28 protein-coding genes are annotated in these 26103 nt (G+C 74.4%); 25 read left to right on the top strand and 3 right to left on the bottom strand.

What is annotated here, in order from left to right; genetic code table 11:
• Positions 1 to 2: 2 nt before the first annotated feature.
• Positions 3 to 1091 (bottom strand): Nickel transporter NicT, encoded by a 1089-nt coding sequence (nicT, locus tag TEK04_RS13610; RefSeq protein ID WP_336404886.1) that lies wholly within the window; start codon positions 1089 to 1091, stop codon positions 3 to 5.
• A gap of 217 nt (positions 1092 to 1308) precedes the next feature.
• Between nicT and TEK04_RS13605 the strand changes: the two genes are divergently transcribed.
• From TEK04_RS13605 to TEK04_RS13585, 5 genes are all read left to right on the top strand, one after another.
• On the top strand, positions 1309 to 2625 hold the full coding sequence (locus TEK04_RS13605; protein ID WP_336404885.1) for an ammonium transporter: 1317 nt from the start codon (positions 1309 to 1311) through the stop codon (positions 2623 to 2625).
• Positions 2625 to 2963, top strand: a complete 339-nt coding sequence (locus TEK04_RS13600) for a P-II family nitrogen regulator (RefSeq protein WP_336404884.1) — start codon at positions 2625 to 2627, stop codon at positions 2961 to 2963. The genes TEK04_RS13605 and TEK04_RS13600 overlap by 1 nt, the downstream gene beginning before the upstream one ends.
• Before the next feature lie 102 nt (positions 2964 to 3065).
• The gene (locus TEK04_RS13595) at positions 3066 to 5453 is read left to right on the top strand and encodes a [protein-PII] uridylyltransferase (RefSeq protein ID WP_336404883.1); all 2388 of its coding nucleotides are present in this window, start codon (positions 3066 to 3068) and stop codon (positions 5451 to 5453) included.
• Between the two features lie 50 nt (positions 5454 to 5503).
• On the top strand, positions 5504 to 7045 hold the full coding sequence (gene ffh, locus TEK04_RS13590; RefSeq protein WP_336404882.1) for a signal recognition particle protein: 1542 nt from the start codon (positions 5504 to 5506) through the stop codon (positions 7043 to 7045).
• 3 nt (positions 7046 to 7048) lie between these two features.
• A complete protein-coding gene (locus TEK04_RS13585) occupies positions 7049 to 8128 on the top strand; it encodes an amidohydrolase family protein (protein WP_336404881.1) in 1080 nt (359 codons plus the stop codon).
• Between the two features lie 22 nt (positions 8129 to 8150).
• Here the strand turns inward: TEK04_RS13585 and TEK04_RS13580 are convergent, their stop codons facing one another.
• Positions 8151 to 8657, bottom strand: coding sequence for a GNAT family N-acetyltransferase (locus TEK04_RS13580; RefSeq protein WP_336404880.1), 507 nt, complete (start codon positions 8655 to 8657; stop codon positions 8151 to 8153).
• On the opposite strand from TEK04_RS13580, the gene TEK04_RS13575 reads away from it, so the two are divergent.
• The 17 genes from TEK04_RS13575 (at position 8652) to whiG (ending at position 22405) form a co-directional block, all read left to right on the top strand.
• The gene (locus TEK04_RS13575) at positions 8652 to 8825 is read left to right on the top strand and encodes a hypothetical protein (protein WP_336404879.1); all 174 of its coding nucleotides are present in this window, start codon (positions 8652 to 8654) and stop codon (positions 8823 to 8825) included. The genes TEK04_RS13580 and TEK04_RS13575 overlap by 6 nt on opposite strands.
• Positions 8826 to 8860: 35 nt before the next feature.
• Positions 8861 to 10609 carry a proline--tRNA ligase gene (locus tag TEK04_RS13570; protein ID WP_336404878.1) on the top strand — a complete coding sequence of 583 codons (1749 nt, stop codon included), beginning with the start codon at positions 8861 to 8863 and terminating at the stop codon, positions 10607 to 10609.
• Positions 10610 to 11206: 597 nt separating this feature from the next.
• A complete protein-coding gene (rpsP, locus tag TEK04_RS13565; RefSeq protein ID WP_336404877.1) occupies positions 11207 to 11680 on the top strand; it encodes a 30S ribosomal protein S16 in 474 nt (157 codons plus the stop codon).
• A 3-nt stretch (positions 11681 to 11683) separates the two neighbouring features.
• Complete coding sequence (locus TEK04_RS13560) at positions 11684 to 11920, top strand: RNA-binding protein (RefSeq protein ID WP_092805481.1); 237 nt, start codon at positions 11684 to 11686, stop codon at positions 11918 to 11920.
• Between the two features lie 38 nt (positions 11921 to 11958).
• Positions 11959 to 12456: a ribosome maturation factor RimM gene (gene rimM, locus TEK04_RS13555; RefSeq protein WP_336404876.1), complete on the top strand. Its 498-nt coding sequence runs from the start codon at positions 11959 to 11961 to the stop codon at positions 12454 to 12456.
• Positions 12453 to 13178 carry a tRNA (guanosine(37)-N1)-methyltransferase TrmD gene (gene trmD / locus TEK04_RS13550; RefSeq protein ID WP_336404875.1) on the top strand — a complete coding sequence of 242 codons (726 nt, stop codon included), beginning with the start codon at positions 12453 to 12455 and terminating at the stop codon, positions 13176 to 13178. The genes rimM and trmD overlap by 4 nt, the downstream gene beginning before the upstream one ends.
• A complete protein-coding gene (locus TEK04_RS13545; protein ID WP_336404874.1) occupies positions 13175 to 13693 on the top strand; it encodes an NUDIX hydrolase in 519 nt (172 codons plus the stop codon). The genes trmD and TEK04_RS13545 overlap by 4 nt, the downstream gene beginning before the upstream one ends.
• 168 nt (positions 13694 to 13861) lie before the next feature.
• Positions 13862 to 14227: a 50S ribosomal protein L19 gene (gene rplS / locus TEK04_RS13540; RefSeq protein ID WP_336404873.1), complete on the top strand. Its 366-nt coding sequence runs from the start codon at positions 13862 to 13864 to the stop codon at positions 14225 to 14227.
• Positions 14228 to 14290: 63 nt separating this feature from the next.
• Positions 14291 to 15199 carry a signal peptidase I gene (lepB, locus tag TEK04_RS13535; protein ID WP_336404872.1) on the top strand — a complete coding sequence of 303 codons (909 nt, stop codon included), beginning with the start codon at positions 14291 to 14293 and terminating at the stop codon, positions 15197 to 15199.
• A gap of 135 nt (positions 15200 to 15334) precedes the next feature.
• Complete coding sequence (locus tag TEK04_RS13530) at positions 15335 to 16078, top strand: LuxR C-terminal-related transcriptional regulator (protein ID WP_336404871.1); 744 nt, start codon at positions 15335 to 15337, stop codon at positions 16076 to 16078.
• 132 nt (positions 16079 to 16210) lie between these two features.
• Entirely contained in the window at positions 16211 to 16930 is a 720-nt protein-coding gene (locus TEK04_RS13525) for a ribonuclease HII (RefSeq protein WP_336404870.1), read from the top strand.
• The gene (locus TEK04_RS13520; RefSeq protein WP_092805495.1) at positions 16927 to 17247 is read left to right on the top strand and encodes a DUF2469 domain-containing protein; all 321 of its coding nucleotides are present in this window, start codon (positions 16927 to 16929) and stop codon (positions 17245 to 17247) included. Before TEK04_RS13525 ends, TEK04_RS13520 begins: the two co-directional genes overlap by 4 nt.
• Before the next feature lie 113 nt (positions 17248 to 17360).
• Entirely contained in the window at positions 17361 to 17729 is a 369-nt protein-coding gene (locus tag TEK04_RS13515) for a YraN family protein (RefSeq protein ID WP_336404869.1), read from the top strand.
• Entirely contained in the window at positions 17729 to 19252 is a 1524-nt protein-coding gene (locus TEK04_RS13510; protein WP_336404868.1) for a YifB family Mg chelatase-like AAA ATPase, read from the top strand. The genes TEK04_RS13515 and TEK04_RS13510 overlap by 1 nt, the downstream gene beginning before the upstream one ends.
• Positions 19249 to 20472 carry a DNA-processing protein DprA gene (gene dprA / locus TEK04_RS13505; RefSeq protein WP_336404867.1) on the top strand — a complete coding sequence of 408 codons (1224 nt, stop codon included), beginning with the start codon at positions 19249 to 19251 and terminating at the stop codon, positions 20470 to 20472. Before TEK04_RS13510 ends, dprA begins: the two co-directional genes overlap by 4 nt.
• A 108-nt stretch (positions 20473 to 20580) precedes the next feature.
• Positions 20581 to 21537, top strand: coding sequence for a tyrosine recombinase XerC (locus TEK04_RS13500; RefSeq protein WP_336404866.1), 957 nt, complete (start codon positions 20581 to 20583; stop codon positions 21535 to 21537).
• 49 nt (positions 21538 to 21586) lie between these two features.
• Positions 21587 to 22405: an RNA polymerase sigma factor WhiG gene (gene whiG, locus TEK04_RS13495; RefSeq protein WP_432277340.1), complete on the top strand. Its 819-nt coding sequence runs from the start codon at positions 21587 to 21589 to the stop codon at positions 22403 to 22405.
• Positions 22406 to 22484: 79 nt separating this feature from the next.
• Here whiG and TEK04_RS13490 read toward each other — a convergent pair whose 3' ends face one another.
• The gene (locus TEK04_RS13490; RefSeq protein WP_336404865.1) at positions 22485 to 23033 is read right to left on the bottom strand and encodes a M23 family metallopeptidase; all 549 of its coding nucleotides are present in this window, start codon (positions 23031 to 23033) and stop codon (positions 22485 to 22487) included.
• Positions 23034 to 23347: 314 nt separating this feature from the next.
• Here TEK04_RS13490 and rpsB point away from each other — a divergent pair, with 314 nt between their 5' ends.
• The 3 genes from rpsB (at position 23348) to pyrH (ending at position 26089) form a co-directional block, all read left to right on the top strand.
• Positions 23348 to 24280: a 30S ribosomal protein S2 gene (gene rpsB, locus TEK04_RS13485; protein ID WP_336404864.1), complete on the top strand. Its 933-nt coding sequence runs from the start codon at positions 23348 to 23350 to the stop codon at positions 24278 to 24280.
• A 48-nt stretch (positions 24281 to 24328) separates the two neighbouring features.
• Positions 24329 to 25144: a translation elongation factor Ts gene (gene tsf / locus TEK04_RS13480; RefSeq protein ID WP_336404863.1), complete on the top strand. Its 816-nt coding sequence runs from the start codon at positions 24329 to 24331 to the stop codon at positions 25142 to 25144.
• A 177-nt stretch (positions 25145 to 25321) separates the two neighbouring features.
• Positions 25322 to 26089 (top strand): UMP kinase, encoded by a 768-nt coding sequence (pyrH, locus tag TEK04_RS13475; protein WP_336404862.1) that lies wholly within the window; start codon positions 25322 to 25324, stop codon positions 26087 to 26089.
• Positions 26090 to 26103: the final 14 nt, after the last annotated feature.

The raw sequence follows: 26103 nt of genomic DNA, 5'->3' as shown, positions 1-26103 counted from the left end.
GCTCAGGCCGAGTAGCGCTCCTCGACCCGGCCGTACCGCCAGACGGCCAGGGCCACGCCCCAGGTGACCACGAAGAGCCCCACGATGCCGAAGCCGACGTAGTCCAGGTCCCACGAGGCCAGCCAGGCCAGCGGGCCCGAGGTGATCCCGAACCGCTCGACGAGCAGGCCGACGAGCACCAGGGAGCCGACGCCGAGGGCCACCGTCACCGACAGCACCGTGACGGTGAGGTTGTAGAAGACCTTGCGCACGGGCTTCACCAGGGCCCAGCCGTAGGCGCGGGTCATCAGGACGCCGTCGGCGGTGTCGAACAGGCTCATCCCGGCCATGAACAGCACCGGCAGGACGACGATGGCGTACCAGGGCAGCACGAAGGCCGCCGAGCCGGCGATGAGCACCAGCAGCCCGACCTGGGTGGCGGTGTCGAAGCCCAGGCCCATCAGCAGGCCCACCGGGTAGAGGTGCCAGGGCCTGGAGACCCGGCGGGTGGCCCGGCCCAGCACCCGGGCCATGAACCCGCGGTTGTGCAGGTGGTGCTCGAGCTGAGCCTCGTCCAGCTCGCCCGAGCGCATGCCGCGCAGCACCTTGGCGATGCCGACGACGGCGACGAGGTTCATCGCGCCGATGACCAGCAGGAAGGCGCCGGCGACCAGGGTGCCGACCAGGCCGAGCACGGACGCCGCGGAGGAGTCGCCGTCCTGGATGACACCGGCGACCGACTGCACGCCCACGGCCAGCAGGACGCCGGCGACCAGCACGACGCTGGAGTGGCCGAGGGAGAACCAGAACCCGGTGCTCACGGCGGGCGTCCCGTCGCCGACCAGCTTGCGGGTGGTGTTGTCGATGACCGCGATGTGGTCGGCGTCGAAGGCGTGCCGCACCCCGAGCAGGTAGGCGGTGAGGCCGACCCCGACGCCCAGCACACCCGCGCTGCCGAGGTCCAGCCGCTGCGGCGCGACGGCCAGCACCAGGACGCCCCAGCCCAGCACGTGCAGGCCGACGACGACCGCGGCCATCGTGGCGATGCTGCGACGGTCGCGCCGGCTGAACCCCTGCGCCGGGACGACGGGTGCGGGTGCGGTGGTGGTCACGGCCGGACCTTAGTGCGAGGAGTTGGCATGTGCACAGATCTGGCATCAGGGCGGCCGACCATCCGTGCAACACCAGCGCAACACGCCTGCCCGACACGCAGGCGGGAGTTCACGGGGGCGAAACACGTGCGGGCAGCCCCCCGAAACACAGGATCGGCACCGTATCGGCACACCCCCCGACGCGGCCGATGGCCGACGACCCGAATCAGGAGATGCCGTGGTCGACACCGGCAACACTGCCTGGATCCTCACCAGCGCGGCCCTCGTGCTGCTGATGACCCCGGGCCTGGCGCTCTTCTACGGCGGCATGGTCCGCGCCAAGAGCGTCCTCAACATGATGATGATGAGCTTCGGCGCGCTGGCCCTGATCAGCGTCCTGTGGGTCCTCTACGGCTACTCCGTCGCCTTCGGCAACGACGTCGGCGGTGGCCTGCTGGGCGACCCGACCGAGTACCTCGGCCTGGAGGGCCTGTTCGACACCGTGACCAACGGGTTGCCCGACATGGCCTTCGTCGGGTTCCAGGCGGTCTTCGCCATCATCACCGTCGCGCTCATCTCCGGTGCCATCGCCGACCGGGCGAAGTTCGGTGCCTGGATGGTCTTCGCCGGCGTCTGGGCGACCATCGTCTACTTCCCGGTTGCGCACTGGGTCTTCGCCTTCGACAACGAGGACCTCGGCGTCACCGGGGGTTGGATCGCCAACCAGCTCGCGGCCATCGACTTCGCCGGTGGCACCGCGGTGCACATCAACGCCGGTGCCGCGGGCCTGGCTCTCGCGCTGGTGCTCGGCAAGCGTCGCGGCTTCGGTCGCGAGGCCATGCGGCCGCACAACCTGCCCCTGGTCATGCTGGGCGCCGGCCTGCTGTGGTTCGGCTGGTTCGGGTTCAACGCCGGCTCGGCCCTGGGCGCGAACGAGGCGGCCAGCCTGGTCTGGGTCAACACGCTGGTCGCCACCGGCGCGGCCATCCTCGGCTGGCTGCTGACCGAGAAGATCCGCGACGGCCACTCCACCTCGCTGGGCGGGGCCTCCGGTGCGGTGGCCGGCCTGGTCGCCATCACCCCGTCCTGCTCGGCGGTCTCGCCGATCGGCGCCATCATCCTGGGCGTCGTGGCCGGTGTGCTCTGCGCGCTGGCCGTCGGCCTGAAGTACCGCTTCGGCTACGACGACTCCCTCGACGTGGTCGGCGTGCACCTGGTCGGCGGGCTGTGGGGCACCATCGCCGTCGGCTTCCTCGCCACCGACGCGGCCGCGGCCGGGGTCGACGGCCTGTTCTACGGTGGCGGTGTCGACCAGCTCTGGCGCCAGGTCGTCGGGGCGGTCGCGGTGCTGGTCTTCTCCTTCGTCCTCACCTACGTGATCGGGATCGTGATCCAGAAGACCATGGGCTTCCGCATCACCGAGGAGGACGAGGTCGCCGGGATCGACACCGTCGTGCACGCCGAGTCCGGGTACGACCTCACCAGCCTGAGCGGCGGCAGCGGCTCCGCCCTGCACCAGGCCACCACCGCCAAGACCGTGGAGGGTTCCCACTGATGAAGCTGGTCACCGCGATCGTCAAGCCGTTCAAGCTCGACGACGTCAAGAACGCCCTGGAGCTGATCGGCATCGCCGGGCTCACCGTCAGCGAGGTGCAGGGCTTCGGCCGGCAGCGCGGGCACACCGAGGTCTACCGGGGCGCCGAGTACCAGGTGGACTTCGTGCCCAAGGTGCGCATCGAGGTCGTCGTCGGCGAGCACGACGCGGCCCGCGTGGTCGACGCCGTGGTGGAGTCCGCCTCCACCGGCCAGATCGGCGACGGCAAGGTCTGGGTCACCACGATCGACGAGATCGTGCGGGTCCGCACCGGCGAGCGCGGGGCCGACGCCCTCTAGCCCGCACGTTCCACCGGCGTCGGCCGGGGTGGTGGACCCCCACCGCCCCGGCCGTCGTCGTCCCGCCCGCTGCCGTGCGCTCGTCATCGTGAGAGGTGCCCCGTGGCCGATGCCGTCCCCGCGCCCGCCGTCCCCGCCCCGTCCCCGGGGGACCTGGCCGCGCTGCCCCGCGCCGAGCGGGTGGCCGCGCTCGACGGCTGGCTCACCGGGTTGCTGGACGCCGCCCTCGCTGCGGCCCCGCCGGCGGCCGGGCGCCGCGGCCAGCCCGACCCGGCGTCCGGCGCCGGGGTGGCGCTGGTGGCCGTGGGCAGCCTCGGTCGCGGTGAGCCGCCCCCCCACGGCGACCTGGACCTCGTGCTCGTGCACGACGGCCGGCCCGGGGTGGCCGAGCTCGCCAACGCGCTCTGGTACCCGATCTGGGACGCCGGCCACAAGCTCGACCACTCGGTGCGCACGGTCGGCGAGGCCGTGCAGGTCGCCGGCACCGACGTGAAGGCCGGCCTGGGACTGCTGGACGCGCGTCCGGTGGCCGGTGACGCCGAGCTCGCCGCCGAGCTGCGGACCGCGACCCTGGGCGCCTGGCGGGCGTCGGCCGGCCGGCTGCTGCCCGAGCTGCGCGACCTGCGCAGGGGTCGCATCCGCAGCGTCGGCGAGCTGGGCTTCCTGCTCGAGCCCGACCTCAAGGAGGCCTACGGCGGCCTGCGCGAGGGGCAGGTGCTGCGGGCCCTGTCCGCCGCCCAGCTGGTGGACGCCCCACCGGCCGACGCCGAGGACGCCTACCGCTTCCTGGTCGACGTCCGCGACGAGCTGCGCCGCCGCACCCGGCGGGCCACCGACGTCCTCGTGCGCCAGGAGCAGCCGGGCATCGCCACCACCCTCGGGCTGCCCGACGACGACGTCCTGCTGCGGCGGGTCAGCCTGGCCGGACGTCGCCTGGCGTTCGTCGCCGACGAGGCGTGGCGGCGCGTCGACGCCGCCCTGGTGCGCCGACCGCGGGCCCGGTACCGGCGCGTGCGTCGCGAGCCGCTCGCCGAGGGCCTCGTGCGCCACGGCGACGAGGTGGTGCTGGCCCGCGACGCCCGCCCGGCCGCCGACCCCGGGCTGGTCCTGCGCGGGGCGGCCGCGGCCGCGCACGCCGACCTGGTCCTCTCGCCCTACACGCTCAAGGTGCTCAGCGCGCACTCCCCGGCGCTGCCCGAGCCGTGGCCGGCCGAGGTCCGCTGGTCGTTCCTGCGGCTGCTGGCCACCGGCCGCAGCGCCGTCCCGGTGCTCGAGCAGCTCGACCAGGAGGGCCTGCTCACCCGCATGCTGCCCGAGTGGGACCGGGTGCGGTCGCTGCCCCAGCGCCACCCCTGGCACCGGTTCACCGTCGACCGGCACCTGGTGGAGGCCGCCGCGGCCGCAGCGGAGCTCACCCGCGACGTCGACCGGCCCGACCTGCTGCTGGTCGGCTCGCTGCTGCACGACATCGGCAAGGGCTGGCCCGGCGACCACTCCGAGGTGGGGGCGGTGGTCATGACGGAGGTGGCCGCGCGCATGGGCTTCGGCCCCGCCGACGTCGCCGTGCTGGCCGCGATGGTGCGCCACCACCTCGTGCTGCCCGACGTCGCCACCCACCGCGACCTCGACGACCCGGCCACCATCGACCGCGTGGTGGACACCCTCGGTGGCGACCCCCAGCTGCTGCACCTGCTGCACGCCCTGGCCCAGGCCGACGGCGCAGCCACCTCCAGCGCCGCGTGGTCGCCGTGGAAGGCGCACCTGGTGGCCGCCCTCGTCGGTCGCGTGGCCGCCCGCCTGGGGTCCACCGCCGAGCCCGAGCCCGTGCTGGCACCCAGCGACCCGCAGGTGGTCGCGCCCGCGCCCGAGATCCCCGGGCCCACCCGGCCGGTCACGGTCGGCGTGGCCGACGTCGCCGACGGGCAGCAGGTCACCTTCGGCGCGCCCGACCGGCCCGGCCTGTTCAGCCTCTGCGCCGGCGTGCTGGCGCTCAACCAGCTCGACGTGCGCGCCGCGAGGGTGACCGTCGAGGGCGGCCACGCCACGTCGGTGTTCGCCGTCCGGCCGCGCTTCGGGCGGGTGCCGGTGCCCGAGATCCTGGCCGACGGCGTCCGCGCCGCTCTCGAGGGCACCCTGCCCCTGGCCGAGCGCCTGGCCCAGCGCGAGCGGGACTACAGCCAGGACGGCGTCCGCGGCGCGCCACCGCGGGTCGCCTGGTTCGACGCCGAGGCGACCGGTGCGGCGAGCACGCTGGTCGAGGTGCGGGCCACCGACCGCGCCGGGCTGCTGCACCGGCTGACCGCGGCGCTGGCCGCCGAGGGCCTCGACGTCCGGGCCGCGACGGTGGAGACGCTGGGGGCCGACGCCGTCGACGCCTTCTACCTGGCCGACCCGACGGGCACACCGGTGGACGCCGGCCAGCGCGAGCGGACCGAGCGCGCGCTGCTGGCGGCGGCCTCGGGCACGGCGCCCGACCCGGTGCCGCGCTGAGCCCGGATACCCTGGGGAGCCCGCTGATCCACCGCTGCTGAGGACGTGTTGTGTTCGAGACCCTCTCCGACCGGCTCGACAAGGTCTTCACCGGGCTGCGCGGCAAGGGCCGCCTCTCCGAGGCCGACATCGACGCCACCGCGCGCGAGATCCGCATCGCGCTGCTGGAGGCCGACGTCGCGCTGCCGGTCGTGCGCGAGTTCATCGGCGCGGTCAAGGAGCGGGCCCGCGGGGCCGAGGTCAGCCAGGCGCTGAACCCCGCCCAGCAGATCATCAAGATCGTCAACGAGGAGCTCATCGGCGTCCTCGGCGGGGAGACCCGGCGCATCCGCTACGCCAAGTCCTCACCGACGGTCATCATGCTGGCCGGTCTGCAGGGCGCCGGGAAGACGACGCTGGCCGGCAAGCTCGGCCGCTGGCTCAAGGGCCAGGGCCACACCCCGCTGCTCGTGGCCTGCGATCTGCAGCGGCCCAACGCGGTCAACCAGCTCTCCATCGTCGCCGGGCAGGCCGGGGTCGACGTCTACGCCCCGCAGCCGGGCAACGGCGTCGGCGACCCGGTCCAGGTCGCCCGCGAGTCGATCGAGCACGCCCGCCGCACCATGCACGACGTGGTCGTCGTCGACACCGCCGGCCGGCTGGGCATCGACGCCGAGCTGATGGCCCAGGCCGCCGGCATCCGCGACGCCGTGCAGCCCGACGAGACCTTGTTCGTCGTCGACGCGATGATCGGCCAGGACGCCGTCACCACGGCGATCGCGTTCTCCGAGGGCGTCGGCTTCTCCGGCGTCGTGCTGACCAAGCTCGACGGCGACGCCCGCGGTGGTGCCGCGCTGTCGGTCCGTGGCGTGACCGGACAGCCGATCATGTTCGCCTCGACCGGCGAGAAGCTGGCCGACTTCGACGTCTTCCACCCCGAGCGCATGGCCTCGCGCATCCTCGGCATGGGCGACGTCCTCACCCTCATCGAGCAGGCCGAGCAGGCCTTCGACGCCGACCAGGCCGAGAAGATGGCCGGCAAGCTGGCCAGCCGCGACGGCTTCACCCTCGAGGACTTCCTCGAGCAGATGATGGCCATCCGCAAGATGGGGCCGATCGCCAACCTGCTCGGCATGCTGCCCGGGGCCGGGCAGATGAAGGAGCAGATCAAGAACATCGACGACCGCGACCTCGACCGCACCGCGGCGATCATCCGGTCCATGACCCCGACCGAGCGGGTCAACACCAAGATCATCAACTCGTCGCGCAAGGTGCGCATCGCCAACGGCTCCGGCGTCACCGTCACCGAGGTCAACGCGCTGCTGGAGCGCTTCGCCCAGGCCCAGAAGATGATGGGCCAGATGGCCGGCTCGATGGGCATGCCGGGCCTGGGCCCCATGTCGAAGAAGGCCCGCGGGCGCCAGCAGCAGGCCGTCGCGCGCAAGGGCGGCAAGAAGGGCAAGAAGCCCGCGCGCCGGCAGATCGGCGGCGGGCCGGGCATGCCGCCCGGCGGGGTGGGTGGGGGCCAGCACGGCGGCATCCCCGGGTTGCCGCCGGGCCAGGCCATGCCCGACCTCTCCAAGCTCGACTTCAGCCAGTTCAAGGACCGCTGAGCCGTGCACCTCTCGGGGGTGCTGCTGCCCGAGGGCGGGACCCGTGACCTGTGGGTGCGTGACGGGCGGATCACCTTGGACCCCGTGCCGGGCGCAGAGACCGTCTCCCGGGGCGGGTTCGTGCTGCCGGGCCTGGTCGACGCGCACTGCCACGTCGGCATCGCGCGCGGCGGTGGTCACGTCGAGGACCTCGCCGCGGCCCGGGAGCAGGCCCTGGTCGAGCGGGACGCCGGGGTGCTGCTGCTGCGCGACTGCGGCTCGCCGGTGGACACCCGGGCCCTGGACGACGACCCCGACCTGCCGCGGATCCTGCGCGCGGGTCGGCACGTCGCGCGCGAGCGGCGCTACATCCCCGGCTTGGCGGTCGAGGTCGAACCGGCGTCGCTGGCCGACGAGGTGCGCACCCAGGCCCGCCGCGGTGACGGCTGGGTCAAGCTGGTGGGCGACTGGATCGACCGCGGCGCCGGCGACCTGGGCCCGCTGTGGCCCGACGACGTGCTGGCCGACGCGATCGCCGCCGCGCACGCCGAGGGCGCCCGGGTCACCGCGCACACCTTCGGCACCGACGCGCTGCCCGGGCTCATCCGCGCCGGCATCGACTGCGTGGAGCACGGCACCGGGCTGACCGAGGAGCTGATCGGGGAGATGGCCGCGCGCGGCACCGCCGTCGTCCCCACGCTGGTGAACGTGGAGAACTTCCCCGGCTTCGCCGCGGCGGGGGAGAAGAAGTTCCCGTCCTACGCCTCCACGATGCGTCGGCTGTACGCGTCGTCCGGGGCGGTGGTCCGGGCCGCGCACGAGGCGGGGGTGCCGGTGTTCGCCGGCACCGACGCCGGGGGCGGCATCGACCACGGCACGATCGCGGAGGAGATCCGGGCGCTGCACGCCGCCGGTCTGCCCCGGGAGGCCGCCCTCGCCGCCGGCTCGTGGGCGGCGCGGGAGTGGCTCGGCCTGCCCGGCCTGGTGGAGGGGGCTCCAGCCGACCTGGTCGTCTACGACCGGGACCCCCGCCAGGACCTCGATGCCCTGGCGGCACCGCAGCTCACCCTCCTCCGCGGCCGCGTGGTCACCCCCTCCCGCTGAGGCCCTTCCCTCCCGCGGTTGATCATCGCCCGATGGTTGCCGGCACCCGCGTGTCGCGCAGCCACCTGCCGATGATCAACTCCCGAGGTCGATCGTGCGCCTCCGGGCGGCGCAGGTCGCTGGTCAGCTGGACCAGCCGGCACCCTCGTCGTCCGGCCTCCGCCACGGCCCACCGGACCAGCGCCGAGCCCACCCCGGCACCGCGGTGGTCCCGGTGCACCCGGACCGCCTCGAGCTGCGCCCGCCGCGCACCCAGCCGCGCCAGCGACGGGAGGACCGACAGCTGCAGGGTCCCCACCACCTCGCCGACCGACTCGGCGACGACCAGCAGGTGCGCGGGGTCGGCGTCCACCTCGGCGAACGCGGCGCGGTAGGGACCGAGGTCGGTCGTCTCGCGGCTACGACCCAGCGGGTCGTCGGTCAGCAGCGCAACCAGGGCGGGGACGTCGTCGGCCGCCGCGCGGCGCAGGAGGAGGGACGGCGACAGCTGCTGCGGGAGGGGCAGGGCGCCATCGTGCCTACGGTGCACCCGTGGGCGACGTCGTGGCGGGAGCTCACCGAGGACGACGTCCGCGCCGTCGTGCGGGCCGAGCGGGACGAGCGGCTGGCCGCGGCCGACCAGCTGGACGCCACCGGGGCCGGGGACGCCGCCGACGAGCTCCGCGCGGCGGCGGCCGTGCTGGAGCGCTACCTGTAGGGAAACCGTTCGGCGGCGGCTGGGAGACTGGTGTCGTGCTGTTGCGGATGTCCACCCTGTTCCTGCGCACCCTGCGCGACGACCCGGCCGACGCCGAGGTCCCCAGCCACCGGTTGCTGGTGCGGGGCGGGTACATCCGCCGCGCCGCGCCGGGTGGGTTCACCTGGCTGCCGCTGGGCTGGCGGGTGTACCGCAACGTCGAGCGCGTCGTCCGCGAGGAGATGGACGCGATGGGCGCGCAGGAGGTGCACTTCCCGGCGCTGCTGCCCCGCGAGCCCTACGAGACCACCAACCGGTGGACCGAGTACGGCCCCAACCTCTTCCGGCTGCAGGACCGCCGCGGCGTCGACTACCTGCTCGGCCCCACCCACGAGGAGATGTTCACGCTCCTGGTGAAGGACCTCTACGGGTCCTACAAGGACCTGCCGCTGTCGATCTACCAGATCCAGACCAAGTACCGGGACGAGGCGCGGCCCCGGGCCGGGCTGTTCCGCGGTCGCGAGTTCGTGATGAAGGACAGCTACTCCTTCGACGTCGACGACGCCGGGCTCGAGCGCTCCTACGCCGCCCACCGCGAGGCCTACACCAAGGTCTTCGACCGGCTCGCGCTCGAGTACGTCATCGTGTCGGCCACCTCCGGGGCCATGGGTGGGTCGAAGTCCGAGGAGTTCCTGCACCCCACACCGATCGGCGAGGACACCTTCGTCCGCTCGGCCGGCGGGTACGCGGCCAACGTCGAGGCGGTCACCACCGTCGTCCCCGACGCGATCCCGCTCGAGGGGCTGCCGGCCGCGCACGTCGAGGACACCCCCGACACCCCGACCATCGAGACGCTCGTCGCCGTCGCGACCGAGCTGTTCCCCGACGCCGGGTACACGGCCGCCTCCACGCTGAAGAACGTCGTCGTCCAGCTGCGGCACCCCGACGGGTCGGCCGAGCCGCTGGTCATCGGGCTGCCCGGGGACCGCGAGGTCGACACCAAGCGGCTCGAGGCGCAGGTCGCCCCGGCCGAGGTCGAGCCGTTCACCGACTTCGCCGCGCACCCCGCGCTGGTGAAGGGCTACATCGGGCCGCGGGTGCTGGGGGAGGAGTCGGCCTCGGGCATCCGCTACCTGGTCGACCCCCGCGTCGTGCCCGGCACCCGCTGGGTCACCGGGGCCGACGAGCCCGGCAGGCACGTCTTCGACCTCGTGGCCGGCCGCGACTTCACCTGGGACGGGACCATCGAGGCCGCCGAGGTGCGCGCCGGTGACCCCGCCCCCGACGGCTCGGGCCCGCTCGAGCTGGCCCGCGGGGTGGAGATGGGCCACGTGTTCCAGCTCGGCCGCAAGTACGCCGAGGCGCTGGACCTGAAGGTGCTCGACGAGAACGGCAAGCTCGTCACGGTCACCATGGGCTCCTACGGCATCGGGGTCTCCCGCGCCGTGGCCGCGATCGCCGAGTCCACCCACGACGAGCTGGGCCTGGTCTGGCCGCGCGAGGTCGCCCCGGCCGACGTGCACCTGGTCGCCACCGGCAAGGACGCCGCGGTGTTCACCGCGGCCGAGGCCCTGGCCGGAGAGCTGGTCGCCGCCGGGCTCACCGTGCTCTACGACGACCGACCCAAGGTCAGCCCCGGCGTGAAGTTCAAGGACGCCGAGCTGCTCGGGATGCCGACCATCGTCACCGTCGGCCGCGGGCTGGCCGAGGGCGTGCTGGAGCTGCGCGACCGGGCGACCGGCGACCGGCGCGACATCCCGGTCGAGGGTGCGGCCGCCGCCGTCCTCGCCGAGGTCCGCGGCTAGGTCTGCCTGGCCCGGGCGCGCACCCACTGCTTGAGTGCGCGCCCAGGCGGGTTGCCGGTCCGGTCGACGAGGACGGGCGCGCAGCGGGGGAGCGGCTGCGCGCCCGTTCGGGTCAGCGGCCGAGGTGAGCGGCACACGCGCGCACCCGGCCGCGGGGTGTGCCTGGTCAGCCGCCCCGCTCGACGAGCTCGACCTCGTAGCCGTCGGCGTCCTCGAGGTAGGCGGCGCGGTGGTCGGGGCCGCCGGCGAACGGGTGCCGGTCAGGGAACATCAGTCGCCACCCGTGTCCTGGGGCTGGCCGGACCAGTGCGTCGAGGTCCGTGACGTGGAACGCGAGCGGAAGGACCCCGTCCTCCTCACGACTCGCAGGCTCGCCGCGAGCCTCTGGACGGGGCCGGGTCGGGCACCCACAGCTCGACGTGTTGGAGCAGCATTCGGCGTCCTCCCGACGTCTGGCATGATGAGCGGTCGAACACGCGCTGCCGGCGGCCCTCTCACCGTCGTGGCCCGTGTCCAGCCGCACCGCCCCCGGCGTACCCCCACGCGCATGCAGGGGCGGGCACCCCGAGAACTCGTACGAGGAGTACACCACCCACCGTGGCCACCAAGATCAAGCTCATGCGTCTCGGCAAGATGCGCGCGCCCTACTACCGCATCGTCGTCGCCGACGCCCGCACCAAGCGCGACGGCCGGTCCATCGAGACCATCGGCAAGTACCACCCCAAGGAGGACCCCTCCTACATCGAGGTCGACGCCGAGCGCGCCGCCTACTGGCTCGGTGTCGGCGCCCAGCCGACCGAGGCCGTGGCCGCCATCCTGCGCGTCACCGGTGACTGGCAGAAGTTCAAGGGCGAGCCGGCCCCCGAGCCGATGAAGGTCGCGGCCCCCAAGCCCGACAAGAAGGCCGCCTACGAGGAGGCCGCCCGCGCCGCCGCCGACGAGCCGGCCGCCGGGGCCACCACCCCGAAGAAGAAGGCCGCGGTCAAGGCCGACGCCACCCCCGAGGCCGAGTCCAAGCTCGCCGAGGACGCCCCTGCCGACGGCTCCGCCGGCAAGACGGCTGCCGAGTAACCAGTGCTCGAAGAGGCGCTCGAGCACCTGGTCAAGGGCATCGTCGACAACCCCGACGACGTCGCCGTCGACCTGGTCGAGGGTCGCCGCGGCAAGACGCTGGAGGTCCGGGTGCACCCCGAGGACCTCGGCAAGGTCATCGGCCGCGGCGGGCGCACCGCCAAGGCGCTGCGCCAGGTCATGACCGGGGTCGGCGGACGCGGCCTGCGGGTCGACGTCGTCGACACCGACGGGCGCTGAGCGCGAACCCGCGCCCGCAGGGCACCCCTCCCGACACCGTGGTGGTCGGCCGCATCGGCCGACCCCACGGTGTTCGTGGTGAGGTGACCGTCGAGGTGCGCACCGACGACCCCGACCGCCGGTTCGTCCCCGGGGCCGTGCTGGCGACCGAGCCGGCCGACCGCGGACCGCTGACCGTCGAGTCGGCGAAGTGGCACTCGGGCACCCTGCTGCTGCGCCTGGAGGGCGTCACCGACCGGCAGGCCGCCGACGAGCTGCGCAACACGATGCTCGTGGTCGAGGTCGCCGACCTCCCCGAGCTCGACGACGACTCCTTCTACGACCACCAGCTCATCGGGCTGGAGGTCCGCCTCGCCGACGGCACCGTCGTGGGCGCCGTGTCGGCCGTCCGGCACGACGCCGCCGAGCTGCTGGTCGTCCGCCGCCCGGGTACCCACGACCTGCTGGTGCCGTTCGTGACGGCGATCGTGCCCACCGTCGACCTCGCCGCCGGCCACCTCGTGATCACCCCGCCCGAGGGGTTGCTCGAGCTGTGAGGATCGACGTCCTCACGATCTTCCCCGAGTACCTGGCGCCGCTGGGCCAGGCCCTGCTGGGCAAGGCCGCGGCCAAGGGCCTGGTCGAGATCGGCGTGCACGACCTGCGGACCTGGACCGACGACGTGCACCGCACGGTCGACGACAGCCCCTACGGAGGCGGGCCGGGGATGGTCATGCGGCCCGAGCCGTGGGGCCGGGCGCTGGCCGAGGTGCGGCGTCCGGGCACCCGGCTGGTCGTGCCCACGCCCGCCGGCCGACCGTTCACCCAGACCGTCGCCGCCCAGTGGGCCACCGAGCCGGGGCTGGTCTTCGCCTGCGGGCGGTACGAGGGCATCGACCAGCGGGTGGCCGACGACGCCGCCGCGCACGGCCCGGTGTCGGAGGTCAGCATCGGCGACTACGTGCTCGCCGGCGGCGAGTCCGCCGTCCTGGTGATGGTGGAGGCGGTCACCCGGCTCATCCCGGGGGTCGTCGGCAACGCCGAGTCCGTGGAGTTCGACTCGCACGCCGACGGCCTGCTGGAGGGGCCCTCCTACACCCGACCGGCGTCCTGGCGCGGCCACGACGTCCCGCCGGTGCTGCTGTCGGGCGACCACGCGGCGATCGCGCGGTGGCGCCGCGCGGAGTCGGTCCGGCGCACCGCCGACCGCCGTCCCGACCTGCTCGCAGGGGTGCAGCTGACCGCCGCCGACCGGGCCGCCCTGGACGCCGACGCATGACCGCCGTGCCCGGGGGCGCGAGCGCCTGGGTCCGGCCCACGGCCCGGGTCCTGGTGCTGGACCCCGCCGGTCGTCTCCTGCTGTTCGGCGGGCGGTTGACCGCCCCCGACGTCGCCCCGGGTGACGTCCAGTGGTGGTACACCCCCGGCGGTGGGGTGGAGGACGGGGAGTCCCTGCGGGCGGCCGCCGTCCGGGAGCTGGCCGAGGAGACCGGCCTGGTGGTCGACCCCGCCGAGCTCGAGGGCCCGGTGTGGTTCCGGCGGTACGTCGGCGAGTTCGGCGGCCGGCTGGTCGACAGCCGCGAGACCTTCTTCGTGCTGCGGGACGTCGAGCACGTCGTCGACGTCGCCGGCCGCACCGAGCTGGAGGTGCTCGCCGACGAGCCGCACCGGTGGTGGTCCGCCGCGCAGGTCGCGTCCTCGACCGAGCGCTTCGCCCCGCGGGAGCTGGCCGACCTGCTCGTCGACCTGCTGGCCGGCCCGTGGACGGGTCCGCCGCGCATGGTGGACGGCTGACGTCACAGGGCCGCTGCGCCGCGCTGCCCGCGGATGTGGCAGAGTAGAGGACTGCTGCTGCCGCTCTGCACCGAGCGCGGCTCCCCGGCCACCGTCCGGGGCACCGCTGCGCCCCCCGGGCCGCGGGCAGCCCGAGTACAGACACCGCTAGGACTGAGGACAGCTGCGATGAACACCCTGGACGCCCTCGACGCCGAGTCGCTGCGCGACGACATCCCCGACTTCCGCCCCGGGGACACCGTGAAGGTGCACGTGCGGGTCATCGAGGGCAGCCGCTCGCGCATCCAGGTCTTCCAGGGCGTCATCCTGCGTCGTCAGGGCGGCGGCCTGCGCGAGACCTTCACCGTCCGCAAGGTCAGCTTCGGCGTCGGCGTGGAGCGCACCTTCCCGGTGCACACCCCCGTCGTGGAGAAGATCGAGGTGCTGACCCGCGGTGACGTCCGCCGGGCCAAGCTGTACTACCTCCGCGACCTGCGCGGCAAGGCCGCCAAGATCAAGGAGAAGCGCGAGGTCCGCGAGGCCGTCGCCCGCTGACCCAGCACTCAGGCACCACCCCCGGGGGGGAGGTGAACGGCGCGGACCGTACGCTGACCGGCGATGAGCACCGACCGGCCGACGGGGCCCGCCGACGACGAGACCGCCGGTCACCGGGCCGAGGGCGGCCAGGACGAGGTGCGCGTGGGCCGGTTCTCCCGGCGCGCCCGCCGGCGCGACCGCGAGGAGCAGAAGAAGAGCTCGTTGCTGCGCGAGCTGCCGGTGCTGCTGGTCGTGGCCTTCGTGCTCGCCCTGCTGGTCAAGACCTTCCTCGTGCAGGCCTTCTTCATCCCCTCGGGGTCGATGGAGCAGACCCTGCACGGCTGCACCGGCTGCACCGGCGACCGGGTGCTGGTCACCAAGCCGCCCTACTGGTTCGGCGACCCCGAGCCCGGCGACGTCGTCGTCTTCCAGGGACCCGACACGTGGACCCCCGAGGTCGAGGTCGCCGAGCCCGACAACTGGTTCTCCGAGGCGGCGCTGTTCCTGGGCCGCGCGATCGGGGTGGCCCCGCCCAGCGAGGACGACTACGTCAAGCGGGTCATCGCCACCGGCGGGCAGACCGTGCAGTGCTGCGACGCCGAGGGCCGCGTCACCGTCGACGGGGAACCGCTCGACGAGCCCTACATCTACCAGAACACCCCGATCGAGTCGCGCACCTTCGGCCCGGTCACGGTGCCCCAGGGCCGGCTCTGGGTGATGGGCGACCACCGGTCGGCCTCGGCCGACTCCCGCTCGCACGTCGGCGACCAGTACGCGGGCACGATCGGCGTCGACGACGTCATCGGCAAGGCCTCGGTCATCGTGTGGCCCTTCAGCCGCTTCACGTTCCTGGACAGCCCCGACATCCAGCCCCAGCAGGCCGAGGGCGCCGGGGTCGCCGGGCTGCAGGCCGACGTCGTGGCTGCCGCGCCGTTGCTCATCGGCCTGGCCGGGGCGGGCGCCGTCTCGGCCCGGCGCCGCCGGCGCTGAGCCGACCCGCCATTCCGGGAATGGCGCACGCGATTCTGGTGGTGCGCGAAGAAATCACCACAAAGTGTTCAAGCACTCCCTCGGGTGAGTCGATGAATGGTGTGCAAGCCACCGACACCGAAACGAGGAAGTGCAATGTCCAGCTCCCCGGCCGGAACGACCCGCGGCGTCACCCGCGTTCTGCTGCTCGCTGACGCCCCGGTCCTGCGCCGCGGCCTGGTCAGCATGATCAACGAGACCGCCGGCATGCAGGCCGTCGGCGTCCCCGGCGAGCTGCGCCGGGCCCTGACCCTGGTCGAGTCCGCCCGCCCCGACGCCGTCGTCGTCGAGCTGGGCTCCGGCCGCGCCGCCACCCTCAACGTGTGCCGCGACCTGCGCCGCCGCTACCCCCGCGTCGCCATCGTCGCCCTGGCCACCTCCGAGGACCCGGCCGTGGTGAACGAGGCCCTGGCCGCCGGTGTCCGCGGCTACCTGCTCATGAACACCTCGCCCACCCTGCTCGGCTGGTCGGTGCTGGCCGCCCGCGCCGGTCGGACGGTCGTGGACCCCCAGATCCGCCGCGTCGAGCCCAGCGAGGTCCCGGTGGCCAAGGAGCTCACCCCCTCGGTGCCGCTCACCCGTCGCGAGTCCGACGTCCTCGACGAGCTGATCCAGGGCCAGAGCAACCGGGCCATCGGCCGCAACCTGTTCATCTCCGAGGACACCGTCAAGAGCCACGTCAAGGCCATCCTGCGCAAGCTGGGTGCCCGGGACCGGGCGCACGCGGTCTCCCTCGTCCTGTCGGCCCGCAACGGCGGTGGCACCTGCACCTGCTCCCACGGCCACGCCGCCGGGCCCCAGCGCGAGACCGAGCGCCTGACCGAGGACGCCACCGTCTGAGCCCGGCAGCGACCACCAGGACTCGTGCGGTCGGGGCGTCCGCCTCCTCGGCGCCCCGGCCGCACCCCCACCGACCCGAGCCGGTCCCCGTCACCCGGGGGCCGGCTCGTGCCGTCGTAGGCTCGGACGGCGATGGCCGCCCCACCCCGTCCCCCCGACGCCCTCTGGTCGATGGAGGGCTCCCTGCGCCGTCGTGGCTTCGCCGCCGTGGCCGGGGCCGACGAGGCCGGTCGCGGGGCCTGCGCCGGGCCGCTCGTCGCGGCCGCGTGCATCCTGCCGGCCGGACGCCGGGGCCGGGTGCCGGGGTTGGCCGACTCCAAGCTGCTCACCGCGGCGGCCCGCGAACGGGTGTACGCCGAGGTGGTGCAGCGGGCGGTGGCCTGGTCCGTCGTCGTGGTCGACGTCCCCGAGCTCGACGAGCGCGGCATGCACGTCACGAACATCGAGGCGCTCCGCCGCGCGGTGGGCACCCTGGCGGTCACGCCCGACTACGTCCTCACCGACGGGTTCCCGGTGAGCGGGCTGGCGCAGCCCACGCTGGCTGTCTGGAAGGGGGACCGGGTGGCCGCCTGCGTGGCCGCGGCCTCGGTGCTGGCCAAGGTCACCCGCGACCGCATGATGGTCGACCTGCACCACCGGTTCCCGCACTACGAGTTCGACGTGCACAAGGGGTACATCACCGACCTGCACACCCGGGCGCTGGACCGCTTCGGCCCGTGCCCGGAGCACCGGCACCGCTTCGTCAACGTGGCGCGGGCCCGCGACGCGCACGCCGCGCGCGGCGGTCGCCCCGCCATGGACGATGATGGTCCGGTGCACCAGTCCCCGACGCCCGTGGAGAGTCTGCGATGAGCACCGAGGACCTCGAGAAGTACGAGACCGAGATGGAGCTGCAGCTCTACCGGGAGTACAAGGACATCGTCCGGCAGTTCTCCTACGTGGTGGAGACCGAGCGGCGGTTCTACCTGGCCAACTCGGTCGACCTGCAAGTGCGGGAGGCCGGCGGCGAGGTGTTCTTCGAGCTGAAGCTCTCCGACGCCTGGGTGTGGGACATGTACCGCCCGGCCCGGTTCGTGAAGAACGTGCGGGTGGTGACGTTCAAGGACGTCAACGTCGAGGAGCTGGACAAGCCCGACCTCGAGCTGCCCGACAACCCGCGCATCACCTGAGCCCCTAGCAGGTACGGCACCCAGCGCGCTCCCCGCCGTCCACATCGGGGGGTGCTGTCCACAGATCGGTCCGCGGGCGACCACGAGCCGCCCGCGCGGTCGACGGTGGACCGGTGCACCCCACCCCTCGCGACCGCCGCGCCGAGCTCGGCGCCCGCGGCGAGCAGATCGCCGTGGACCACCTCACCGCCGCCGGGTTCGTCGTGCTGGACCGCAACTGGCGGTCCGGGCGCGGCGAGCTCGACGTCGTCGCCCGCGACGGCGACGCGCTGGTCTTCTGCGAGGTGAAGACCAGGTCGGGCACCGGCTTCGGCGACCCCGCCGAGGCCGTGACCCCGGCCAAGCAGGCCCGGCTCAAGCAGCTGGCCGGGGCCTGGCTCGACCAGCACGACGAGCGGTCGGCCCGGCTGCGGTTCGACGTCGTGGGCGTGCTCGTGCTCGGTGGCCGGGTCGACGTGCAGCACCTGCGCGGGGCGTTCTGATGGCGCAGGCCCGCACCTGGTCGGTCGGCCTGGTCGGCGTCACCGGGGCGCTGGTGGAGGTCGCGGTCGACGCCGCCCGGGGGGCACCGGCGCTGGCCCTGGTCGGGTTGCCCGACGCGGTCGTGCGGCAGTCGGTGGACCGGGTCCGGGCCGCCGTGCGGCGGTGCGGGTGGAGCTTCCCCGACGGCCGGGTGACCATCTCGCTGTCACCGGCCGCGATGCCCAAGCAGGGCGCCGGTTTCGACCTGGCCCTGGCCGTCGCGGCCTTGGCCGCCACCGGCTCGATGGTGCTGCGCGACGTGGACCGGCTGGTCTTCCTCGGCGAGGTCGGCCTCGACGGGTCGCTGCGCGCCGTGCGGGGGGTGCTGCCCGGGGTGCTCGCGGCCCGGGCGGCCGGCTTCGGCGCCGTCGTCGTGCCGGCGGACAACGCGGCCGAGGCGGCGCTGGTGCCCGAGATGACGGTGCTCCCGGCGGAGGACCTGCGCCAGGTGGTCGCGCACCTGCGGCGGTCGGGGCCCCGGCTGGCCGCGCACCGCCCGGCCGCACCGGCCGCGCCGCCCCCGGGGCCCGACCTGGCCGACGTCGTCGGCCAGGCCACCGGCCGGCGGGCCATCGAGGTGGCCGCCGCGGGCGGGCACCACCTGTTCCTCTCGGGTCCCCCCGGGGCCGGCAAGACCATGCTGGCCGAACGGCTCCCCGGCCTGCTGCCGCTGCTCGACGACGACGTCGCCACCCAGGCCACCGCCATCGCCTCCGTGGCCGGCACCCTGCCGCCCGGGGCCCCGCTCATCCGGCGGCCGCCGTTCGAGGCGCCGCACCACTCGGCGACCGCGGTGAGCCTGGTGGGCGGGGGATCGGGGCAGATCCGCCCCGGCGCCCTGTCCCGCGCCCACGGCGGCGTGCTGTTCATCGACGAGGCACCCGAGTTCCCCCGCTCGGTGCTCGACACCCTCCGCCAGCCGTTGGAGCGCGGCACCGTCACCGTCCACCGCGCGCACGGGTCGGCCACCTTCCCGTGCCGGGCCCAGCTCGTGCTCGCCGCCAACCCCTGCCCGTGCGCCTCGCCCGCCGGCGACGCGGCCTGCACCTGCGGTTCCCTGGAACGCCGCCGCTACCAGGCCCGGTTGTCCGGCCCCCTGCTGGACCGGGTCGACCTGCGGGTGCAGCTCCCGCCGGTCACCCGGGCGAGCTGGCTCGACGGCCGGGCGGTCCCGGAGTCCACCGCGGTGGTCGCCGAACGGGTGCGGGCGGCCCGGGCAGCGGCGGGGGAGAGGCTGGCGGGCACCGGGCTGCGCACCACCTCCGAGGTGCCCGGCCGGTTGCTGCGCGACCGGTGGCCGGTGCCCCGGTCGGCGCTGGGGCTCGCCGAGCGGGCACTGGAACGCGGTGCCCTGTCGGTGCGTGGTCTCGACCGCGTCGTCCGGGTCTCCTGGACCCTCGCCGACCTGGCTGGGCGCACGGTGCCCGGCCGCGACGAGGTCGCCGAGGCCCTCGGCCTGCGCCTGGCCGGGGTGGCCGCGTGACCGGGGCGCTGACCGCGGCGATGGCGGGGGACCCGACCGACCCGGAGCTGGTGCGCCGGGCCCGGGCGTGGCTGTCGCGCACCTTCGAGCCCGGGGACGGGGAGGTGGTGCGGTGGGTGGAGCGCACCGGACCGGTCGCCGCCGTCCGGGCCCTGGTGGCCGGCACGGCCCCGGCCGGCGCCCGGCGCCGGGCCGCCCCGCGCGCGGGCGCCGACCAGAGCCTGGCCGACCTCGACGCCGCGGCCCGGGTCGGTGCCCGGCTGGTCGTGCCCGAGGACGACGAGTGGCCGCGGGTGGCCCTGCACAGCCTGGAGGTGGCCATGCACGTGCAGGGCGGCCCCGGTGACCGCACGACGGCGCTGGTGCCCCCGCTGGCCCTGTGGGTGCGCGGTGGACCCCGGCTCGACGAGCTCACCGACCGGTCGGTGGCGGTGGTGGGGTCCCGGGCGAGCACCGCCTACGGCGACCACGTGGCCGCCGAGCTGGCCGCCGGCCTGGCCGAGCGCGGTTGGACGACGGTGTCGGGCGCGGCCACCGGCATCGACGCCGCGGCCCACCGCGGGGCGCTCTCCGCCGGGGCGCCCACCGTGGCCGTGCTGGCCTGCGGGGTCGACCGCGCCTACCCGCAGACCCACCGCACCCTGCTGGCCCGCATCCTCGACGAGGGCCTGGTGGTGAGCGAGTGGGCACCGGGCTGCGCACCGCTCGGTCACCGGTTCCTGGTACGCAACCGGCTCATCGCGGCCCTGTCGCGGGGCACGGTGGTCGTGGAGGCCGCGGCCCGGTCGGGGTCGTTGGCCACCGCCAAGCGGGCCCGGGACCTGGGCCGGCCGGTGATGGCGGTACCCGGCCCCGTGACGGCGGCCACCAGCGTCGGGGTGCACCAGCTGCTGCGGTCGGACCAGGAGGTGCGGTTGGTGACCTGCGCGGCCGAGGTGGTGGAGACGGTGGGACGGCTGGGCGAGGACCTCGCCGACCCGCCCGTGGGGGAGAGCACCGTGCGCGACGACCTGTCCGACGTGGCCCGGCGGGTGCTCGACGCCTGCCCGGTGCGGGTCGGGGTGCCGCCGGAGCGGTTGGCGTCGATCGCCGGGTGCGCCGAGCTCGACGTCCTCCGCGTGCTGCCCGTGCTGGAGCTGCACGACCTGGTCGAGCGGGTGGCCGGCGGGTGGCGGGTGACCCCGCCGACCCGCACCCGCTCCCACCGTGACGGCCCGTGATCATCCGCACCGCCCATCACCCGGGGGCCCGGCGGTGCTCGTCCGGGTGGGTGGACCGTGCGGCGTGGCCGGTTGACCCCGCCCCGCCCGCTCCCGCAGGCTCGGTCCGTGACCAGCCGCACCGCCGCGATGCGCGCGGCCCTGCCGGTGCCGCTGGCCGAGCCGCTCGAGGGCTGGCTGGACCACCTGCGCGCCGAGCGCGACCTGTCCGAGCACACCGTGCGGGCCTACGCCGGCGACGTGGTGTCGTTGCTGGACCACCTCGTGCGCCGGGGCGGCTCCCGGGTCACCGACCTGGACCTGCCGGCGTTGCGCAGCTGGCTGGCCCTGGGCCGCACCCGGGGCGACGGCCGGTCGACCACGGCCCGCCGAGCCGCGTCCGCGCGCAGCTTCACCGCCCACCTGCGCCGCACCGGGCAGACCCCGGACGACGTGGGGTTGCGCCTGGCCAGCCCGCGGCCCCACCACACCCTGCCCGACGTGCTCACCGCCGACCAGGCGCGGGCCGTCGCCGAGGCACCCCGCCCGGTGGCCGAGGACGCCTCGCCGGCCGAGGTGGCCGTCGGCCTGCGGGACGCCCTCGTCGTCGACCTGCTCTACGCCAGCGGGGTCCGGGTCGGCGAGCTGGTCGGGCTCGACCTCGACGACGTCGACCACGGCCGGCGGCTGCTGCGCGTGCTGGGCAAGGGGCGCAAGGAGCGCAGCGTCCCGTTCGGGGTGCCGGCCGAGCGCGCGCTGCGCCGGTGGCTGGACGCCGGCCGGCCGGCCCTGGCCCGCGGCGACAGCGGACCGGCCCTCCTGCTGGGCGTGCGCGGCCGGCGCATCGACCCCCGCGAGGTCCGCCGCGTGGTGCACGCGGCGACCTCCGCGGTGCCCGGTGCGCCCGACCTGGGGCCGCACGGGCTGCGGCACACCGCCGCCACGCACGTGCTGGAGGGCGGCGCCGACCTGCGGTCGGTCCAGGAGCTGCTGGGCCACGCTAGCCTCGCCACGACGCAGATCTACACGCACGTGACGGTCGAGCGGCTCCGGGCGGTCCACGCCTCGGCGCACCCGCGAGCCTGAGGAGGAGCACCGGTGACGGGGATGACGGGCAGTGCCGCAGGACAACCCGGTGGCTGAGGCGGGCGAGCGCGAGCTGGGCGACGGGGCCGACGAGCGGGCCGCCGCCTCGGCCGCCGACGCGGCACTGGCCGACCTGTGGGCCCGGTACGTGGCCGGCCGCGACGCCGCGCTGCGCGACCGGTTGATCCTGCACTACGCGCCGCTGGTGAAGTACGTCGCCGGCCGGGTCGGGTCGGGGTTGCCCGCGCACGTGGAGCAGGCCGACCTGGTGTCCTACGGCACCTTCGGCCTGATCGACGCGATCACCCGGTACGAGCCCTCCCGCGAGGTCAAGTTCGAGAGCTACGCGATGGCCCGCATCCGCGGCGCGATCATCGACGAGCTGCGCTCCACCGACTGGATCCCGCGGTCGGTGCGCATGAAGGCCCGCGAGTTCGAGCGGACCGTCGCGTCGTTGGAGACCAAGCTGCAGCGCAGCCCCACCGACAGCGAGGTGGCCCAGGCCATGGGGGTGGAGGTCGAGGAGATCCGCAAGTTCCTCGGCCAGCTCTCCCTGGTGAACGTGGTCGCCCTCGACGAGCTGCTCGGCGACGACGAGGGCGGCGCGCCGCGGCTGGTGGACACCCTCAAGGACACGTCGGCGCTGGACCCGCAGGCGATGGCCGAGCACGGCGAGGCCCGCCAGCTGCTCGCCCGCGCGGTCGAGCAGCTGCCCGACCGGGAGAAGGTCGTGGTCAGCCTGTACTACTTCGAGGGGCTGACGCTGGCCGAGATCGGCCGGGTGCTCGGGGTGACCGAGAGCCGCATCTGCCAGCTGCACACCAAGGCCGTGCTGCACCTGCGCACCAAGCTCGCCGACATCGCCTGAGCCGAGCCAGAGCAGGGCGTCGAGTGGCGCCCCAGGGTCGAGATCTGCGCTCATCTCGACCACAGGACGCCACTCGCCATCACCCCCACGGCAGCAGGCGGACGCGCGGGGGAGTCAGCAGTGCCAGCGGGTCCAGGTAGGTCTGGCCCACCCGGGCACCCCAGTGCAGGCAGGCATCGGCCGGGCACCCGGTGTGGCCGGGCTGCAGCACGCCCAGCGGGGACCCGCGGGTGACCACCTGGCCGGCGGCGACGACCGGCGCCACGGGTTCGTAGGTCGTGCGGACGCCGTCGGGGTGGTCCACGCTCACCACCGGCCGCCCGGCCACCGACCCGGCGAACGCGACGACCCCGGCGCCGGCCGCCAGCACGGGCTCGCCGGCCACCCCGGACAGGTCGACCCCGCGGTGCCCGGGGCCGTAGACGTGGGCCGGCGGGTCGAAGGGCCGCGTCACGACGGGGTCACCGGCCAGCGGCCAGCCGTAGCCGGCGGCCGGCACGACCTGCCCGTCCTGCTCGACCTGCTCGACCTGCCCGCCGCCGGTGGGGGTCGCCGACACGGAGGGGGAGCCCCCGGTCAGCAGTCCGAGGGCCAGCACCAGCACGAGCAGCGGGCGGAGCGCGGTCACCGGGCCAGCGTCGCCCCGGCCGGGCCGGCCGGGGCCTCGGGACGCCCCCCTGTGGAGGACCGGTCGGCCTGTGGACGGCCCGCCGCGGGGTGGGCGTATGCTCTCCCGTGCGACCGGTCTCGCGGCCGGTCGACTTCGCGCGTCCTCCTCCCACCGCCACGCGGTGGGGCGGATCCCACCTCGGTCCCGCTCCGGCGGGTCGGTGGCCCGCAGGACGCCAGGGCGGTGCACCACCCGGTGCCCGCGTCAACCGAGGAGCGCGGTGGACCGGCCGGAGGGCCGGGTGCCGCGCGTGCACAGAGAGGCGGCGCCACGTGGCAGTCGTCAGCATGAAGAACCTGCTCGACAGCGGGGTCCACTTCGGGCACCAGACCCGTCGCTGGAACCCGAAGATGAAGCGCTTCATCTTCACCGAGCGCAACGGCATCTACATCATCGACATCCAGCAGACGCTGGGCTACATCGACCAGGCCTACGAGTTCGTGAAGCAGACCGTCGCCCACGGCGGTTCGATCATGTTCATCGGGACCAAGCGCCAGGCGCAGGAGGTCATCGCCGAGCAGGCGACCCGGGTCGGCATGCCCTACGTCAACCAGCGCTGGCTGGGCGGCATGCTCACCAACTTCTCGACCGTCTTCAAGCGCCTCGAGCGCCTGAAGGAGCTCGAGGACCTGGAGCAGACCGGTGCGATCAACGGCCTGACCAAGAAGGAGCAGCTGGTCCTCTCCCGCGAGAAGGCCAAGCTCGAGCGCTCCCTCGGCGGCATCCGGGACATGAAGAAGGTCCCCAGCGCCGTGTGGGTCGTCGACACCAAGAAGGAGCACATCGCCGTCGGCGAGGCCCGCAAGCTGGGCATCCCCGTCGTGGCGATCCTCGACACCAACTGCGACCCCGACGAGGTCGACTACAAGATCCCGGGCAACGACGACGCCATCCGCAGCGCCGCCCTGCTGACCCGCGTGATCGCCGACGCCGTCGCCGAGGGCCTCATGGCCCGCTCGGCCGCTCAGGCCAACGCCGGCCGCGGTGAGGGCGACGCCCCCGCCGGTGCCGACGCCGAGCCGCTGGCCGACTGGGAGAAGGAGCTGCTGACCGGCGGTCAGGGCGCCGACGCCGCCGCGCCGGCCGACAGCTCGGTCCCGGCCGCCCCCGAGCAGGAGTCCGTGGTCTCCGAGCAGGAGCAGGCCCCCAACGCCGGTGACCCCGCCGTCACCGAGATCGTCCAGGACAGCTCCACCCAGGCGTGAACCCCTCGGCGCGTCTCCCCACCGCACTCGCACAGAAGAGGAAGTGACATGGCTGCTGTCACCGCTGCCGACGTCAAGCGTCTCCGCGACGCCACCGGCGCCGGCATGATGGACTGCAAGAAGGCCCTGACCGAGGCCGACGGCGACTACGACAAGGCCGTCGAGATCCTGCGCGTCAAGGGCGCCAAGGACGTCGGCAAGCGCCTCGAGCGCTCCACGACCAACGGCCTGGTCGTCAGCCGCGACGGCGCGCTGCTCGAGCTCGACTGCGAGACCGACTTCGTCGCCAAGAACAAGGACTTCGCCGCGCTGGCCGAGCGCCTGCTCGACATCGCCCTGCAGACCAAGCCCGCCGACGCCGCCGCCCTGCTGGCCACCGAGGTCGAGGGCCAGACCGTCGAGAAGCTCGTCGAGGGCGAGTCCGCCCGCATCGGCGAGAAGCTCGTGCTGTCGCGCTTCACCGCCTTCGACGGCCAGACCGCGACCTACCTGCACAAGCGCTCGACCGACCTGCCCCCGGCCATCGGCGTCGCGGTGCAGTACTCGGCCGGGTCCGAGGAGGCCGCCCGGTCGCTGGCGATGCACATCGCCGCCGCCCGCCCGCGCTTCCTCACCCGCGACGAGGTGCCGGCCGAGACCATCGAGACCGAGCGCCGCGTGGCCGAGCAGACCGCGAAGGAGGAGGGCAAGCCCGAGCAGGCGATCTCCAAGATCGTCGAGGGGCGCGTCAACTCCTACTTCAAGGACTTCGTCCTGCTCGAGCAGCCCTCGATCACCGAGCCCAAGCGCACGGTGAAGCAGGTCATCGACGAGGCGGGGCTCACCGTCGACCGGTTCGCCCGGTTCGAGGTCGGCCAGCAGTAGGACCCCGTCCCACCCCACGACGTGCTCCGCACGCCGCGGGTCCCTGGGACGGGGCCGTTCCAGTACGTCACCGCGGCCCCGTCCCCCGCACCGGGGGGCGGGGCCGGAGGTCTGCCCGGCCCCGGTCGGGCAGGATGCGACACGAGACCACCCCGTGAGAGGACGACGAGACCGCCGATGACCGACCAGCTCCCGCTGTCCGCCCCCACCGCGTTCAAGGCAGCGGGCGCCGACGGCTACGACCGCGTGCTGCTCAAGCTGTCCGGGGAGGCCTTCGGCGGCGGCGGGGTGGGTGTCGACCCGGCCGTCATCCGCGACATCGCCGAGCAGCTGGCCACCGTCGTCGCGCGCGGCACCCAGGTCGCCATCGTCGTGGGCGGCGGCAACTTCTTCCGCGGTGCCGAGCTCTCCCAGGCCGGCATGGACCGGGGCCACGCCGACTACATGGGCATGCTCGGCACGGTCATGAACTGCCTGGCCCTGCAGGACTTCTGCGAGAAGGCCGGCATCGAGACCCGCGTGCAGACCGCCATCACGATGGGCCAGGTCGCCGAGCCCTACATCCCGCGCAAGGCGATGCGGCACCTGGAGAAGGGCCGCGTGGTCATCTTCGGGGCCGGTGCGGGCATGCCCTACTTCTCCACCGACACCGTCGCCGCGCAGCGCGCCCTGGAGATCGAGGCCCAGGTGCTGCTGATGGCCAAGAACGGGGTCGACGGCGTCTACGACGCCGACCCGCGCACGCACCCCGAGGCCACGATGTACCGCGACCTCGACTACGCCACCGTGCTCACCGACGAGCTGGCGGTCGCCGATGCCACCGCCATCAGCCTGTGCATGGACAACCGCATGCCCATCGTGGTGTTCAACCTGCTCCGCGACGGGAACATCGCCCGGGCCGTGGCCGGTGAGAGGATCGGCACGCTGATCAGCCGGTCCGCCTGACGCACCAGCCCACC

The organism is Klenkia sesuvii, from assembly GCF_037083825.1.
Taxonomy (GTDB): Bacteria; Actinomycetota; Actinomycetes; order Mycobacteriales; family Geodermatophilaceae; genus Klenkia; species Klenkia sesuvii.
This window is presented reverse-complemented; position numbering and strand designations above follow the sequence as displayed.